The sequence below is a fragment of the Aquimarina sp. MMG015 genome (assembly GCF_018100855.1).
Classification (GTDB): Bacteria; Bacteroidota; Bacteroidia; order Flavobacteriales; family Flavobacteriaceae; genus Aquimarina; species Aquimarina latercula.
Window position 1 is genome coordinate 681,626 of the sequence record NZ_JAGJEB010000002.1, and the last position, 17,110, is coordinate 698,735.

A 17,110-nucleotide genomic window follows, 5' to 3' on the forward strand; every position below is an offset into this window, starting at 1 on the left:
AAATTGTTTAATCTAGATTTATTTCTCTAAAGAAAGGATAAGACGTGAATCTAATAAAGCTCTGCTACGCATATCAGCTGGATATTCTTTTTCTGTAATCATTTTTATAAATTCTTCTTTACTCTCGTATTGTACAATGAGTATTTTATCCCATTCGACGGTATTCTCTGGACCTATCAATCCAAACAGAGGTTTACCTTGATATACGATTCTCGCTCTAGTGTTTTCAAAAAAAGGGAGTATCGCATTCAAATATTCTGCATACGCCTCTCTACCTGTCGTCCCAGTTTCTTCTACATAATCCTTAAATTTCAAAAGATTTATCATCTGAAATGATCCATCGATAGGTAATTCTAAAAAATCTTGAAACTGTTTTTGGGTAATTCCAGTGTATGAATTCATAAAAATTGATTTTATAATCTTATTTCACTAAGCTCTTTATACTTCTCGTATATATCTGTGTAATGTTCTTTAATATTATTCAGTATAAAATCAAAAGGAACATCTTCGAAATGACCGTAATCTTCCAGGTACTCCATGAAAATCCCTCCTTTATTATCAAATTCCTGAAACATTGAGTCATTTTCTCCATCAAACTCTAAAGGTGCTACATTACATTTTTCACACAATGCTTTGTTAAATGCTGGTGACGCCTTTACCCACTTTCCATCAAGATAAACATTAACCATTCCGTGAGGTGTTAATTCATTTGTCCCGAACTTCTCTATAAGCCTTTCTACTCCAATGTGATTTTTCACTTTAGCTAGGTGAATTCTGGCAGGAATACCTAACCCTCTTAAACCGGCGATTAATAAAATGGATTTATCTAAACAATGACCACTGTTCTTTGTAGCTACCTTACTTGCTTTATAAGCCTCTTTCTTCAGGTTAATATGATATGGATCATAACGCCAACCATCTCTAACCTTAACATACAAAGCCTTTGCTTTTTCTTTCAATGTTACATTGCTACTTTTAAATTCTTCTATAATCTTCTGGATTTCCTCCGTCTCGTAATCATAATAATATGTCGCTGCCAAATAATCCATTATTTCTATATTTAATCAATTTTATTAGTTTGTATTGCCTGCCAAGCAAGATTACAAAGTAGTGCGGATGCCTTATCCAGTTGCGCAAAACGTGGATCTGTTGTTAAACCTTTATCGTATCTATAATAAATTTGTTGAGCAATAACTGCTATCTTAAAAAGTCCAAATGCATAATAAAACACCAAATTTTTTATTTCTTTTTGACTTTTTTGTGAATACAATTCCACTATTTCACTTCTACTAGGATTTCCTTCCATAATTGTTGGAGAAGGAATACCTTTTTGCACGAATTCATGATCACTGCTCATTGTCCAGTATCCTAATGAAGTCCCTAAATCCATTAATGGATCTCCTAATGTTGCCATTTCCCAATCCAATACCGCAATAACATCATTCCAGCTATCATTTTTAAATACAACATTATCATATTTAAAATCATTATGCACTAAACTATATTGGTATTCTCTTGGCTGGTTATCTTCCATCCATTTCATTATCTTTCCAGCAGCAGGAATATTATCTGTCGCCGCTTTAAGGTATTGTTTCCCCCAGTTCAATACTTGACGGCTTACATACCCCTTTGGTTTTCCTAGATCTTCTAAGCCAACCTCTTGGTAATCTATATTATGAAGTTTTACAAAAGTATTTAGCCAGGAATCGGCAATAGTTTTAAAATCACTTGCTGAAATGTTTCTTTTTTTGGCTTCACGAGTACTCAAAATAATTCCGCTTACCTTTTCCATAATATAAAAAGAACAACCTAATACACTCTCATCATCTGTAAAAGCATACATTTTAGGAACTTTTGGAAATACCTTATATACAGCAGATTGGACTTTAAATTCTCGCCCCATATCATGTCCTCGCTTAATAGCACCAAATGGTGGGCGACGTAATACATATTCTTTATCTTCTATTTTTAACAAATAAGTAAGGTTAGAATACCCGTGAGTGTATTGTTCAACATTCCAATCACTTTGAACATTATTTATCAAACCTTCCTTAAGAAGGAATGATTTTAAAGTTTTCTCATTTAGTTCTTCGCCTTTGCGTACGTTTTGCATATTTTATTCTGAATATTTTTTAATTACGCTTTTTCCTAACTGGTACATATGTACTTCGTCTGGACCGTCTGCCAAACGTAACATTCTAGCCGCTACAAAAAAATGTGCAAGAGGCGTATCAGGCCCCACTCCTTTTCCTCCATGTATTTGCATAGCTCTATCTATTACTCTTAATGCCATATTTGGAGCTACAATTTTTATCATTGCAATTAAGTCTTTCGAAGATTTATTACCGAGTTTATCCATTTTATCAGCTGCAGAAAGCGTTAGTAATCTAGCTTGTTCAATATCACATTGCGATTGCGCAATCTCTTGCCGGATACTACTATAGTCTTTAAATGATTTTCCAAAAGCAATACGCTCTGCTGCTCGTTTGGACATTAGTTCTAAAGAACGTTGTGCCATCCCAATTAAACGCATACAATGATGAATACGTCCTGGACCTAATCGTCCTTGTGCGATCTCGAATCCTCTTCCTTCGCCTAATATTAGATTCTCTTTTGGTACTCTTACGTTTTCTAAAACGATCTCTGCATGTCCTTCTGGAGAATCATAGAATCCAAACACCGATAATGGTCTAATAATTTTTAATCCAAGTGCATCCATGGGGACTAAAATCATACTCTGTTGCTTATGTCTTGGAGCATTTGGATCTGTTTTCCCCATAACAATGGCGACCTTACAATGGGGATTCATTCCACCAGAAGACCACCATTTTGTTCCATTGATAATATATTCATCACCGTCTCGGATTATTGAAGTTTCTATATTCGTAGCATCCGAAGAGGCTACTTGAGGCTCTGTCATTAAAAAAGCTGATCGGATTTCTCCATTCATTAATGGGGCTAACCACCTTTTTTGTTGATTTTCTGAACCATATTTTGCTAATACCTCCATATTTCCTGTATCTGGAGCACTGCAATTAAATATTTCTGAAGACCACAAAATACGCCCCATAATCTCCGCTAGTGGAGCATATTCTAAATTAGTTAATCCAGGACTTAATGCTCCATAAGTTTTAGGCAAAAACAAATTCCATAACCCTGCAATTTTAGCCTTAGCTTTTAAATCTTCCATTCCTGGCCAAGATTTCCATCGATTATCTGGATCATAAAGAAAATCATTTACTTCTTTTTCTTTCGGTAATATATGCTCTTCAAAAAACGTAATGAGTTTTTTTTGTAATTCTAGTACTTCTTCCGAGTAATCAAAGTTCATCTTATAATCGTCTTATTTTATTTTAGCAATTGAACAACACCAGAGTAATGCTTTAAACAAAAAACATGGATACTAACCAGCAATCATATATCCACCATCTGCATTGTATACGCCACCTGTCATATATGCACCAGCCTCTGAGGCTAATAAACAAACAATACCAGACATTTCATCTGGCATTCCCATACGAGCCGTCGGTAAGGTTTTTTCTATTTTATTTAATAGTTTTTCATTTTGCCAAAGAGCAGCACTAAACTTCGTTTTAATCAATCCAGGACATACTACATTAGCACGAATTCCGTATTGCCCCCATTCTTTTGCTTGATTTTTAGTAAGCATTAATAAAGCCGCTTTACTTGTACTATACAATCCTAAACCCGCTCCAGGATGTAAAGCTTCTACTGACGCTATATTAATTATACTACCGCCTCCACGTTTTTGCATAGATGACAACGCTAGATTGGATAAAACCCAAGGCGCTTTTACATTGACATCCATTATTTTATCAAAAACATTCTCATCTGGATCTTCAATTCGACCATACACAGGGTTTATTGCTGCATTATTTACTAAAATATCAACTCCTCCATACTGTGCTATAGTTTTTTGTACCAAAGCTTCGCGTTGATCCGATTTACCAACATTACAGGCAACACCAAAAGCTTCCAGTCCAGCTTTTTTAAACTCGGCCGCAACTTGATCCACTGCTTCCTGACTTCGACTACTAATAACCACTTTAGCCCCATATTCTGCCAAACCTTGTGCAATTGATCTTCCTATTCCTTTACTAGAACCTGTTACGATCGCTACTTTTCCTTCTAAATTAAATGATTGTTTTATACTGTTCATTATATATTTAATGAATTAATGTTTCGTTATTATTAAAATATTTGAGTGTTTTCTGATATAAAATTCAATCAATTAAAGACTTCTTTTTCTCCCAGAATAGTCAACACTTCTTCATCCATAAGAATTTCTGCTAGACTACTGGTCTTTGGTAATTCATATTTAAAATAAAATTTCATCGCATGGATTTTACTCTCATAAAACTCTTCAGAATATGATTCCTTTCCAGTTATGATTGCATTTTTAGCATGTACTGCCATATCTAACCATATCCATGCGATCGTTATATTACTAAAGAATTCCATAAAGGGAGTAGCATCAGATAAAAAACGTTGATAATCTCCTTTTTTAGCAAACCCAACCAAGAAACCTATTACTTTTTGCGTTAATAGCAATTTCTCTCCAAGTGAATTCGCATATCTACGAAGATCATCATACTCCGATGCTTGTCGGATAGTATGCATTATTTCATTGTTAAGTGCTTCTAGCGCTTTACCATTTTCCATCAAAAGTTTTCTACCCAATAAATCCTGAGATTGAATACCTGTAGTACCTTCATAAATAGGGAAAATACGAATATCTCTATGATATTGTTGCAATATAAAATCAGAACAAAATCCATAACCTCCTAACACTTGCAATCCATTAGAAACTGCATGCGCGCCCATATCTGATGGATATGTTTTAACCATTGGGATAATCAACTCTAATAATAAGCTATATTTCTCTTTTTCGGATTCGTCCTGAGAAGTCTCCTTAAGGTCATAATATTTAGATGCTAATAAAACCAAACTCAGAGATCCTTCTGCTATTACTTTTTGTAACAATAACATTCTGCGGACATCTGGGTGATTAATTATTAATGTCTGTCCTTGTTCAGGATCCTTTTTACCCGTACTTGCTAATTTTCTACCTTGCGGTCGTTCTTTTGCATATTGTAATGAAGCTTGATATGCCGCTGTAGCGATTGCAGCAGCTCCTCTTCCAACAGCAATACGAGCTCCATTCATCATTAAAAACATATACTTAAGACCTTGATGTGGTTCTCCAACCAACCACCCTTTACAGCTATCTGCATCACCAAAACCTAAATGCGTAGTACAATATCCGCGTTGTCCCATTTTCTGAAAATCTGCAACAGTAGTCACATCATTAGGAATAAGACCACCATTGCCATCCGGTCTTTTTTTAGGAACGATAAATAAAGATATTCCTTTAGTACCTGGAGGAGCTCCTTCAATACGGGCCAAAACAAGATGTACAAAATTCTCTGCGTACTGATGGTCGCCTCCAGAAATAAATATTTTTTGCCCAAGAATTTTATAAGAACCATCCTTTTGCTCAGTAGCTTTTGTTACCACATCAGACAATGAACTACCTGCCTGAGGTTCGGTTAAACACATAGTTCCTCCCCAATTTCCGGAAAGCATATTAGGGACATAAGTATCATTTAATTCTTTACTAGCAAAATGAATAATCAATTCTGCAGCACCTAATGTTAATCCTACATAACCTGGTAAATGATTATTCGCAGCATCTTGAATAAAAGCAGATGCTGTATACATCATCATAGGTAATTGCAATCCTCCAGCTTCATAATCAAAAGTTCCTGAAATGAGTCCCATCTCACCACCCTTTTTCATCATAACCTCTACTTGCTTATGAACTACTACACTTCCATCCTTATAATATGCTGGATTCTCATCCATTTCTTTGAAGTAGGGAAACAATTCACGATCTGAGAATTCTTTTACAGAATCCAAAAATAAGTTCAGTGATTCTTTATCGTGATCTGCGAAACGCTTTTGTTGTAGTACCTCTTCTAATTGATGAACATCATATAAGAGGTATTTTAAAGTATCTAGATCTATATATTCTTTAGCCATTGTGTGAAGTTTTAAGAAGTTGATTAATGACAACTCAATAAATTTCGTGAATATTTAGTAGATTCTAATTAAACTGGTTTAATAAATATGAATTTTATGATATCCTTTTGTTTTTAAAACAAAAATTGACCTATAAACTACTTACGGCTTAGAACATTACTATTCTAAATTAATTAAATTATAAACATTACCGAAAATCTTACTACTAAATCATTGTTGACTTAGCCTCTTTCTTATTTTAGAAAGCCCAACTGGAGTTAACCCTAAATAAGAAGCAATAAGATATTGGGGAACTCTCTGAAAAAGTGAAGGTCGCTTTTCTAATAACTGAAGATAACGTTCCTGATTAGAAAGATTCTTCATTCTATTAATTCTTTGAAAATTATTAATAAAAGCCTTTTGCATAGATAATCTTCCAAAACGTTCTAATGCATGAGAATAATCGAAAACTTTAAGAGCATCAGTTTTAGAAATGGTATAAACGATAGAATCCTCGATTACTTCTAAATATGATTCGGACGGAATTTCTTCAATATATGGATACAAATCTGTAAAAAAAGAACCTTCTGTAAAAAACTCCATTACTCTGGTCACCCCTTCTTCAATGGTATAATAGGTTACACAGCCTTTCTTCATAAAATAGAAATCTTGAATAGATTGTTCTGGCTTAACAAGATATGCACCTTTTTTATAAATTTCTTTTTTGTAGAATTGCAACCCATATTCCATATCAGAATCACTAACGGGTGTAAAAGAGCGTATTTTTTGTTCTAAATCCTTCAATATATAGTACTATAGAAATGCAAAGAACAAAATATTTGAGTATTCAGCAAGTGCAATTGTGCATATATTCTAATATAGTAGTATAAAAAAAGAGGTTGTCTTATGGAAAACAACCTCTTTGACTATTTATAAACTACACTAAACAATTTATTGTTATTTACGGATCGCATAACTAGATGCGCCGGGAAGATCTCTTAAGAAGTCAACAGCACTTTTAAAAATAAGTTCAATAGAAGAATAAAGATGATTCATAACTGTGTGATTTAAGGATTAATTATAGTAAATATAATAAGTTATTAACATATAATCAACATTTAAAACAAAAAATTGTTAGTAAATATTCATAAAGCATATTTTTATCGATAAAAAACACAATTTATGTTAATAACCACAATAATAAAGTATTATTTTCCTACTAAAATTGTTAATAACCATAAAATTCATCATAGAAATCATCACTTATTAACAAAAAACAAGTTAATAATGAACGTTATAAACAAAATTCAGAGAAAAAAAACACTCTTTGAGAAAAGTGTAGTGCATCATTAGAGAAAATCAAAATTGAAGTATTATGTATATTAAACTTTAGATCATTAATATTTAAACACACAATAAGCACTAAAAATTCCCTTAATTAACATTAAAAAATAACTTTAAAATATCATAATTAAATGTAAATTTGAAGTACCACTTAAATAATACATAACCGATGGAAGAACCTAATTTATCTTTTATTAATAAATTATCAAACGGTGATAAAGTTTTTGAAGAAAAAATTTTCGCTGTTATAAGGAGAGAATTTCCTGAAGAAAAAGAAAAGTATATCCTAAGTATTAAATCAAAGAAATACAATAAAGCTGCAGAAGATGTACATAAGCTTAAACATAAGATTAGTATCCTAGGATTGAAAACTAGTTATGATACTGCTGAGAAATATGAGGATAATTTAAAAAATGAATCAGAAATACTCCGAGAAGAATTCGAAAGTATATTAGAAAATATTACTCGGTATTTGGAGAGCACACTATAACTATATTTTTTACGCAGTACTTTTAACTTTAACTCCATAATGATACGCTATGTGTCCAAGTTGTCCCACTATTTTTACAGAATCCTTCATTGACAATTTAGACCCATCCGCATGAATCCATCTTTTTAATGGTTGTTCACAGATATATGAAGCGGCCTTTTTCTTACCATAAAACTTACGCATTCTCATAAATATCTCTACATCAAACAGCCATCTTGTAATAAACTTCTCTTTAAACAACTCATTAAACACTTCCTTATCCATAATTTTAGCACCGCACTGAGTATCATTAAATGACATTCCCAGAATATTTCGAATTATCAGGTTGATTGTTTTGCTTATAATTTTACGAGCAGATTCCTTAGTAATGTCTGCTCCCATTCTACTCATTCTAGAACCACTTACTATTTTAAAATCCGAAGTAGCTATTGTTTGAACAAGATCATCAAAGTCTCTAAAATCCGTTGATAAATCTGCATCCAAATACCCAATATAATCCAACTGTTTATCCTTAGCCAAATGTAAAACTCCTTGTCGCACAGCTTCTCCTTTACCTCCATTCTTTTCACAATTATAAACACTTATACTATCTTCTCTACCTTTACTCAACTCTAATAATACATTAAGGGTATCATCAGTACTGCCATCATTAACAAAACATAAGTGATACCCTAAATTACTATTTGTAAAATCTATAAACTCTTTACTTAATAATCTTTTTTCTTCATTATAGCAAGGTATCACAACTCCTACACAATTCCTTTGCAACATTTTTCCTTTAGAATCTTCAGAAGGAGACCTATCATGTTTGATTCCAAAAATCCTACCTATCCTTACCGAAACTTCGTTAAGAGATAATGGTTTTTTCATATAATCATCAATACCTAAATCAAAGCCATCAATAATAGTATCTTCATCATTATTCCCAGAAAGCACTAATATTTTTACATCAGATTTCTCTTTCTCTTTTATTGCTTTTATCACTTCTAAACCAGACATTTCATCCATATTGATATCCACAATAACCAAATCAGGCGAAAAGGATTCAAACAATAACAGACCTTCTTTTCCATTATCAGCACATTTTACCTCATAACCAAGATCGGAAAGATGTTTTTCTAAGGATAATAGAATTAATTGTTGATCATCTATTGCTAAAATTCTTTTCATAATTAAACTTTAAATATTATATATTAAATCTGCGTTAAACCCTTTTAAAAAAACACTTAATCCTACTAAATCAATCGGTCAATAAAATGTATTTAAAGTGATGTTGTGTAATTAAATTTAGGGAATTTTCTCTGAAACGACGTAAATACTTACTAAAAAAAATAAAAATAAACCTTCCCTAAACAACCTATAAGATGTATCTGCGTGAAATGTGAAGTATCTAACTCAAGTCAGAATATAAGAAAAATCAAGCAAAGAGTCCTAATTTTATTCTATTCGTTTCTAAATTTTATTGAATTTAAGCGCTAATTAACTGTACCTTTGCACGATGTCAACTATTGTAAAAAACCAACAACTTATATTGCAAAAACTAGGGATTGAAAAGCTTAACCCTATGCAAGAAGAAGCCAAATTAGCAATATCTTCTAGTGACAATATAGTATTACTATCACCTACAGGTACTGGAAAAACATTGGCTTTTCTCCTACCCGTCATCGAAGCACTTGATAAAAATTGTACCGAAATACAAACACTAATTCTTGTACCTTCCAGAGAACTAGCTATTCAGATTGAGCAAGTAGCAAGAGATATGGGTACCGGATATAAAATAAATGCAGTATACGGAGGAAGATCTGGGTCGCAAGATAGATTAGATTTAAAACATCGTCCTGCAATTCTAATCGGGACGCCGGGAAGAGTTGCTGATCGTTTACGAAGGGACAATTTTTCTATCGATTCTATAAAAACAATTGTTCTTGATGAATTCGATAAATCATTGGAAATCGGATTTGAAAAAGAAATGACCGAGATTATAGAAAATTTGCCAAATATTCAAAAGAGAGTTTTAACATCGGCAACTCAAGAAGTAAGTGTTCCAGAATTTGTTGGGCTACATAATCCCGTTCAGATTGACTATCTAGATGAAGGTCATTCGCAATTGCGAATAAAAAGTATCGTTTCTGATACAAAAGACAAATTACCTATACTAGTAAAAGCTCTAAGTCATATCGGAAACCAACCAGGGATTATCTTTTGTAATTACAAAGACTCTATACAACGAGTAAGTGATTATTTAAAAGAACATAAAATCAGTCATGGTTGTTTTTACGGTGGAATGGAACAGAAAGATAGAGAACGTGCATTAATTAAATTTCGTAACGGAACTCACCAAATTATAATTGCTACAGATCTAGCTGCAAGAGGAATTGATATTCCTGAAATAAAATATATAATTCACTACCATTTACCACTAAAAAGTCAGGAATTTACTCATAGAAATGGTAGAACCGCAAGAATGAATGCAGACGGAACCGCTTACATCTTACAATGGAAAGACGAACAACTTCCTGACTTCATCATTGATCCTGAAATCGAGGAATTAGTTGATGCTCCTATTCCTAAACAATCAGACTGGAAAACTTTATTTATTTCTGGAGGAAGAAGAGATAAAATATCCAAAGGTGATATCGCTGGGCTTTTCTTCAAACAAGGAAAATTAAGCAAAGAAGAACTAGGCATTATAGAAATCAAACCAGATTGTGCTTTTGTTGCAGTCAAAGCTTCTAAAGCAAAAAAGGTAATTGAACAAGTTACAAACACAAGACTAAAGAAAAAGAAAGTACGAGTATCCTTAATATAAATAAAAAGAGGAACTTTTTTAAAGTTCCTCTTTTTATTTATATATTTCTTTACTCTCTTATTCTCTAAGAATCTATACGTATAATTTTTGCTCCAATAGCTCTTAAACGATCATCTATATCTTCATACCCGCGATCAATCTGTTCGATATTATGAATAGTTGATGTTCCTTTAGCACTCAAAGCCGCTATTAATAGGGATATTCCAGCTCTTATATCTGGAGACACCATAGTTGTCGCTTTTAAGGTCGATTTAAAATCATGGCCTATAATAGTTGCTCTATGTGGATCACATAAAATGATTTTAGCCCCCATATCTATAAGTTTATCTACAAAGAATAAACGACTTTCGAACATCTTCTGATGTACCATCACTTCTCCTCTTGCTTGCGTAGCCACCACCAAAACAATACTTAACAAATCTGGTGTAAAACCTGGCCAAGGTGCATCTGCAATGGTCATGAATGAACCATCTATATAACTTTCTATTTGATACCCATCAACATGTGCAGGTATATATATATCATCACCTATTCTTTCTAAAGTAATACCAAGTTTTCTGAATGTATTCGGTATTACTCCTAAATTTTCCCAACTTACATTTTTAATAGTTATTTCACTTTTGGTCATTGCAGCCAAACCTATCCAAGAACCAATCTCTATCATATCAGGCAGCACTCTATGTTCACAACCATCTAAAGACTCTACTCCTTCGATAGTCAGTAAATTAGAACCAACTCCTTTTATCTTGCCTCCCATGGAATTTACCATCTTACATAATTGTTGTAAGTATGGTTCACAAGCTGCATTATAAATTGTAGTTTTTCCTTTTGCCAAAGCAGCAGCCATTACAATATTTGCAGTACCTGTAACAGAAGCTTCATCCAATAACATGTAAGTTCCTGTCAATCCTTCTGGAGCCTCAACTCCATAAAAGCGTTCTTCTTTATTATATCTAAACTCAGCACCAAGATTAATAAATCCTTCAAAGTGTGTATCTAATCTTCTACGTCCTATTTTATCCCCTCCAGGGCGAGGAATATACCCTTTACCAAATCTTCCTAGCAAAGGCCCTACAATCATGATAGAACCTCTTAAACCACTACCTTCTTGTTTAAACTGTTCACTTTCTAGGTATTCTAAATTTAATTCATCACTCTTAAAAGTATATTTACCCTTACCTAGCTTCTGGATTTTAACCCCCAAATTCCTAAGGATTTCTATAAGCTTATTGACATCTCTAATATCTGGAATATTAGAAATAGTCACTTTTTCTGGGGTTAATAATACTGCACAAAGAATTTGTAGGGCCTCATTTTTAGCTCCTTGAGGTGTAATTTCACCTTTGAGCTGATGCCCTCCTTCTATCTGAAAAGTACTCATAAAAGTAAATGGGTTATGTATATTGGTATTGGTTAATAACGTTTTTTTCCTCGATTGCTGCCACCTCTGTAATTCTTTTTATTAGAACCTCCAGAACGATAATTTTTCTTTTTACCTCTCATTAAATCTGAGGCTGTACTTAGTTCTTCAGTACTATCTCTAAGATCTATTTTACCATCACTTAATTCTAAAAGATGATTAAAAATTGCATGATCATCTACTGTATCTTTATTCCAATTCAAATAACATTTTTTCATGTGATTTGCAATGGTATAAGTTAAGGCAGTTTTTAAATCTCCTTCTTCCCAACTAACAGCAACATCTATCATTCTTTTAATATTGTTACCATAGTAACGATACTTTGGGAAATTCTGAGGGTATTCTAAAGGCTCCGGTCTTTCTTCTAACTTTTCTTTTGTTAGTATTGGATAAGGAGCTTCTACATCTAATTTAAAATCACTAATAATAAATAATTGATCCCATAATTTATGTTGAAAATCCGGCACATCTCTAAGGTGAGGTTGTAGATTTCCCATAACAGCAATAATAGCCTTAGCTACTTTATTTCTTTCTTCTTTATCCTCTATTTCCACCGCCTGATCAATCATTTTTTGTAAATGACGACCATACTCCGGTATAATAAGCTTTTCACGCTCGGTATTATATTCTAAATTATTTATTTCCATATGATTGTTAACATCCATAAAATCTATAGTAATATGAGCTTCTCTAAAAAGGAATGGTAAGTTATAAAACAGCCTTGTTAACGTGTAGACTTTTCAGTAGCTCATTAATTGTTTTGCAAAATACTAAAATAATATTAGTATGTTTATTAAGTATCTAAAAATATTTTGGTTATAGAGAAATAACTCCTTCTACTTTATCAGCTACTTCTTTATACTTAGAGATTACCTGATCGGGATTCTTCATTCTTACATTGATAGAAACACTTGTGTACTTCCCGTTTTTTGATTGTTTAGTCGTAATAACCGCACCCAGGTTATCAAATATTTTTTCGATTAGATTTATTTTTTCAATATCCGTAGGAACTATAAATTTATACAAATAAGCTGTAGGCCATAAAGCAGTATCAGCTAATTGAATTTTTAGTTTTTTATAAAATTCTTCAGAATTAGGAGCATCACTCATGTATTACAAATTTTTTGGGTAAAGATACACCTTCTCATTCATATATCAGAATGGCACTCTCTACTCTTTTTTCATTTTCAGCAATGCATTATACTGTTCTAACGTATCGATATCAATTGTTCTATCACCACCATCAATAGTTATCAAATCGTCCATATGTCTTTCAATAATGTATCGAGCACCAAAATCCTCCTTAAGCTCTGATAATTCAGAACAAAAGGTATTCGGAAAAATAGCTGGAACTCCTGTTCTATTTTTCATTTTAGTAGCAATAATTCTATTAGGATTAGAATCAAATTTCGATATCAAACGGCTTAAATGATTTACATTTATTAAAGGTTGATCTACTAATGAAAATAATACTGCATCAAAATCTACTTGATTACTCAGAAGATATCGTACCCCAAAATTAATAGAGGATCCCATCCCTAGCTTCCATTGTTTATTATTCAAAATATGAATTGGATACCCCTTGATCTCTTTTTCTATTAATTCAAAATTTGCTCCTAACACAACATAAGTTTCAACTAACTCTAGATTTAATGACTTTTTAATTTCGTTTACGATTAATGAATCACCTTGCCAAGATAATAGCTGCTTAGGAGCACCCATACGACTAGAAGATCCAGCGGCTAATATGATATGAACAATTCTATTAATTATGAGAAGATATTTTATCTAATTTTTCTTGTTTCGAAGATCCATGAATACCGCCTACTTTATCCTGCAATGAAATTGGCTCCTGATCACGAACTACAGATAAAATTTCTGCAATGATGGAAATTGCAATTTCCTTAGGAGTTTCTGCACCAAGATTTAAGCCTGCAGGCCCATAAATACAATCTATAAACTCTTCACTAACATCTGGAAAATACTCTATAAATGCAGAAAGAAGTTTTTCTCTTCTTTTAGAAGGACCTAACAAACCTATATAGACAGGCAATGCGTTTTTTATAGCTTGTAGATATAACAAATCCTTAGCAAAATTATGAGTCATCAAAATAATTGCAGTTTGTTTATCTACTTTATCTATAAATAACTCTTCAGGAGATTGATTCAGTACTTTGGTAGCCCCAGGAAAATCCGATGCAATTTTTGGTTTTTTAGGAGTATTCACAATCTCTACTTCCCATCCTGTGGCATTTGCAATTGCACATAACTCAATTGCATCATGTTCCCATCCTATAATTATCAATCGAAAACAAGGTTGCATACTTCGTGAAAAACAGTCAAAACTTATATTATTTTTAACTAAATGGATATCAAAACAACTTGAAAATTCAAGCTCTTTAAAGTCCCCAAAAGAAATCGTGGATCCCATTGTCTCAACAAAATCTTCTTTTTTAGAATAATGAGAATTAATCTCGAAAGGTATTCGAGAAAACAGATAATCCTCTATTGTAGTAATTACATCACTATGAATAGAAAATGGTTCTATCAAAATATACAAAACACCTTCGCAACCTAAACGGTATCTACCATTATAAGTCATTATTTTAGCCCTATTATCAGCAAAAACTGATTGTGATTGTCGCAGCACTTCTTTCTCAACACACCCTCCACTAACAGCTCCAGTCATCTCTCCATTTTCTAGGATAAGCATTCCAACACCTGGACGTCGGTATGATGAGCCATCAACATCAACAATAGTTGCCATGACAGCTCTTACACCTTTCTTATTAGCTTCTTTATATGAAGTTATTATTTCTTTAAACTCATGCGTCATACACTACCTAACAATGTCTCGTTTTTCATGTTTTTAACGAAAGGCTGTTTTGTAAGCCTAACTCCTTTAGCTGCTTTTATTGCATTAGCTACTGCTGCTCCTGCAGGAGGCAACGTTGGCTCTCCTAAGCCGGTAGGAGCAATATCACTTTCGATAAAATGAGTCTCTACAACTGGAGTTTCATTCATACGAATTAAGCGATATGTGTTAAAGTTAGTATCCTGTGGTTCTCCATTTTCAAAAGAAAAATCACCATACATCGCATGACCTATTCCATCAATAACTCCTCCTTCTATTTGATTTTTTGCTCCTAGAGGATTGACTACGATCCCACAATCCACTACACAAGTTATCTTTTTTATCACAGGTTGATCATTCTCCAATATCACATCTGCAACTTCAGCCACATGAGTATTATGACAATAATAAGAACTAAACCCTTGATATACGCCTTCTGGCTTCTTACCCCACTCTGATTTCTCTACAGCCGTTTTAATCACCTGCTCTAATCGTTCTGGAGAATATTGTATTCTTTCGTCTTTATGACCTTTTACATTTTGTAATAAATCTAATCTAAGTTGAATATTATCAACCTCCATTGCTTCTGCTAATTCATCAAAAAAACTTTGTTCAGCAAATGCTAAAAAATTAGTATATGGTGCTCTCCAAGCTCCAATGGTTATATTACTATCATATTTTGCAACATCAACTTGATAGTTCTCTATCGCTCCTGCTGGAAAGAAATTTGGAATTAATCCATACATATTAGAATTAATTGCAGCTTCTTTTAAATGATACCCCGTTAGTTTACCATCCTTAATCGCTGCGCTTATTCTATATTTTATAGCAGGTCTATAGATTCCTGCAGACATATCATCCTCCCTAGAATATACTACCTTTACTGGTTTCTTTGCTATATTAGAAATTTCTGCAGCTTCTAGAGCAAAATCTCCATATAATCTTCTTCCAAATCCACCTCCCATTCTTGTCATGTCCACAGATACTTCTTCTGGTTTTCTATCTAATAACTCCGCAACTCTTCTAGCTGTTCCTGCAGGTGTCTGTATTGGTCCAACCAACTTAACTTTCTCAGCAGTAACGTGAGCAAAGAAATTCATGGGTTCCATACAGTTATGAGGAAGAAACGGTGACTCATAGGTACGTTCTACAACTTTATCCGCAGCGGCAAACGCTTTTTTTACATCACCATCCGCGCGCATTGTATTAAACTCATTACCATTTAAAAGATCTACTAAAATCTTATCATGATCCTTAGTATTTTCAAGTTTGGAGTCATCCATCCATTTTGCCTTCACTATTTTTTTACCTTTCATGGCAGACCATGTATTTTCTGCCAATACTGCTATTTTATCTCCAAACTTAAAAACATCTATAACGCCGTTTACTTTTTTTGCTTCTGTAGCATCAAAATCATTTAGTTTTTTACCAAATGCAGGAGGCCGAACAACGGAGACATAGACCATCCCATCTTCTTTATAATCCATCCCATATAGAGGTTTTCCAGAAATGATTTTATCTATATCAACATTATAAATATCCTTTCCTATAATCGTAAAATCTTTAGGGTCTTTAAGTTTTACTTTTTCCGGAACTTTTAAAGAAGCTGCTTCTTTTACGACTTCTCCATACCCTAAAGTTTCCCCATTACCATTAGAAATAACTCCGCTTTTTGTTTTACAAGTACTAGGGTCAACTCCCCATTTTGCAGCAGCCGCATTAATAAGCATTTGTCTTGCGGTAGCTCCCGTTTGTCTTAGCGGTTCCCACCCATGCCTTAGAGATTGACTTCCTCCAGCAACTTGTCTAGTGAAATTTTTAGTATCTAATGCTCCTTGCGCTACAAGAACATTTTCCCAATCTACATCTAATTCTTCTGCGATTAACATCGGCATCGATGTTTTTACACCTTGTCCAATTTCAGGATTTGGCGAAAAAATTGTTACCATTCCATTATCTGCAATTTTAATAAAAGCATTAAAATCGTTAAAGTTTAAATCTGCAATATCTACTGGTGGTGCTACTTCTGGTTTACAAGATTGAAACAAATTAAAACCAATTAAGATTCCGCCACCTGCTAAAGCTGATGTTCTTATAAATGACCTTCTACTTACCGAAGGAGTTGTTATACGTTTCATTAGTTTAGAATTT

16 protein-coding genes are annotated in these 17,110 nt (G+C 33.2%); 2 read left to right on the top strand and 14 right to left on the bottom strand.

Features of this window, described 5'->3' with window-relative positions; translation table 11 throughout:
• Positions 1-18: 18 nt before the first annotated feature.
• The 7 genes from J8L88_RS06390 to J8L88_RS06420 all read right to left on the bottom strand — a co-directional run bounded on the left by J8L88_RS06390 (position 19) and on the right by J8L88_RS06420 (position 6,846).
• Positions 19-402: a hypothetical protein gene (locus J8L88_RS06390; protein ID WP_211060276.1), complete on the bottom strand. Its 384-nt coding sequence runs from the start codon at positions 400-402 to the stop codon at positions 19-21.
• An 11-nt stretch (positions 403-413) separates the two neighbouring features.
• Positions 414-1,049: a transglutaminase family protein gene (locus J8L88_RS06395; RefSeq protein WP_211060277.1), complete on the bottom strand. Its 636-nt coding sequence runs from the start codon at positions 1,047-1,049 to the stop codon at positions 414-416.
• Positions 1,050-1,060: 11 nt separating this feature from the next.
• Positions 1,061-2,113 (bottom strand): phosphotransferase family protein, encoded by a 1,053-nt coding sequence (locus tag J8L88_RS06400; protein ID WP_211060278.1) that lies wholly within the window; start codon positions 2,111-2,113, stop codon positions 1,061-1,063.
• A 3-nt stretch (positions 2,114-2,116) separates the two neighbouring features.
• Positions 2,117-3,331 carry an acyl-CoA dehydrogenase family protein gene (locus J8L88_RS06405; RefSeq protein WP_211060279.1) on the bottom strand — a complete coding sequence of 405 codons (1,215 nt, stop codon included), beginning with the start codon at positions 3,329-3,331 and terminating at the stop codon, positions 2,117-2,119.
• Between the two features lie 72 nt (positions 3,332-3,403).
• Entirely contained in the window at positions 3,404-4,180 is a 777-nt protein-coding gene (locus tag J8L88_RS06410; RefSeq protein WP_211060280.1) for an SDR family NAD(P)-dependent oxidoreductase, read from the bottom strand.
• A 68-nt stretch (positions 4,181-4,248) separates the two neighbouring features.
• Positions 4,249-6,063 carry an acyl-CoA dehydrogenase gene (locus J8L88_RS06415; protein ID WP_211060281.1) on the bottom strand — a complete coding sequence of 605 codons (1,815 nt, stop codon included), beginning with the start codon at positions 6,061-6,063 and terminating at the stop codon, positions 4,249-4,251.
• A gap of 210 nt (positions 6,064-6,273) precedes the next feature.
• Entirely contained in the window at positions 6,274-6,846 is a 573-nt protein-coding gene (locus J8L88_RS06420; RefSeq protein WP_027391142.1) for a Crp/Fnr family transcriptional regulator, read from the bottom strand.
• Between the two features lie 709 nt (positions 6,847-7,555).
• On the opposite strand from J8L88_RS06420, the gene J8L88_RS06425 reads away from it, so the two are divergent.
• Entirely contained in the window at positions 7,556-7,876 is a 321-nt protein-coding gene (locus tag J8L88_RS06425; RefSeq protein ID WP_108804524.1) for a histidine kinase, read from the top strand.
• Positions 7,877-7,885: 9 nt separating this feature from the next.
• Here the strand turns inward: J8L88_RS06425 and J8L88_RS06430 are convergent, their stop codons facing one another.
• Positions 7,886-9,046, bottom strand: a complete 1,161-nt coding sequence (locus J8L88_RS06430; protein WP_118386447.1) for a response regulator — start codon at positions 9,044-9,046, stop codon at positions 7,886-7,888.
• Between the two features lie 328 nt (positions 9,047-9,374).
• On the opposite strand from J8L88_RS06430, the gene J8L88_RS06435 reads away from it, so the two are divergent.
• Positions 9,375-10,685 carry a DEAD/DEAH box helicase gene (locus J8L88_RS06435; protein ID WP_211060282.1) on the top strand — a complete coding sequence of 437 codons (1,311 nt, stop codon included), beginning with the start codon at positions 9,375-9,377 and terminating at the stop codon, positions 10,683-10,685.
• A gap of 64 nt (positions 10,686-10,749) precedes the next feature.
• On the opposite strand, the gene murA is transcribed toward J8L88_RS06435, so the two are convergent.
• The 6 genes from murA to J8L88_RS06465 all read right to left on the bottom strand — a co-directional run bounded on the left by murA (position 10,750) and on the right by J8L88_RS06465 (position 17,097).
• On the bottom strand, positions 10,750-12,066 hold the full coding sequence (gene murA, locus J8L88_RS06440; RefSeq protein WP_211060283.1) for a UDP-N-acetylglucosamine 1-carboxyvinyltransferase: 1,317 nt from the start codon (positions 12,064-12,066) through the stop codon (positions 10,750-10,752).
• A 32-nt stretch (positions 12,067-12,098) separates the two neighbouring features.
• The gene (locus J8L88_RS06445; RefSeq protein ID WP_233557651.1) at positions 12,099-12,770 is read right to left on the bottom strand and encodes a DUF4290 domain-containing protein; all 672 of its coding nucleotides are present in this window, start codon (positions 12,768-12,770) and stop codon (positions 12,099-12,101) included.
• 151 nt (positions 12,771-12,921) lie between these two features.
• Positions 12,922-13,215 carry a DUF493 family protein gene (locus J8L88_RS06450; protein WP_027391136.1) on the bottom strand — a complete coding sequence of 98 codons (294 nt, stop codon included), beginning with the start codon at positions 13,213-13,215 and terminating at the stop codon, positions 12,922-12,924.
• Between the two features lie 60 nt (positions 13,216-13,275).
• Complete coding sequence (locus tag J8L88_RS06455) at positions 13,276-13,893, bottom strand: NTP transferase domain-containing protein (RefSeq protein ID WP_371813620.1); 618 nt, start codon at positions 13,891-13,893, stop codon at positions 13,276-13,278.
• Complete coding sequence (locus tag J8L88_RS06460) at positions 13,871-14,941, bottom strand: XdhC family protein (protein WP_211060285.1); 1,071 nt, start codon at positions 14,939-14,941, stop codon at positions 13,871-13,873. The genes J8L88_RS06455 and J8L88_RS06460 overlap by 23 nt, the downstream gene beginning before the upstream one ends.
• Positions 14,938-17,097, bottom strand: a complete 2,160-nt coding sequence (locus J8L88_RS06465; RefSeq protein ID WP_211060286.1) for a xanthine dehydrogenase family protein molybdopterin-binding subunit — start codon at positions 17,095-17,097, stop codon at positions 14,938-14,940. The genes J8L88_RS06460 and J8L88_RS06465 overlap by 4 nt, the downstream gene beginning before the upstream one ends.
• Positions 17,098-17,110: the final 13 nt, after the last annotated feature.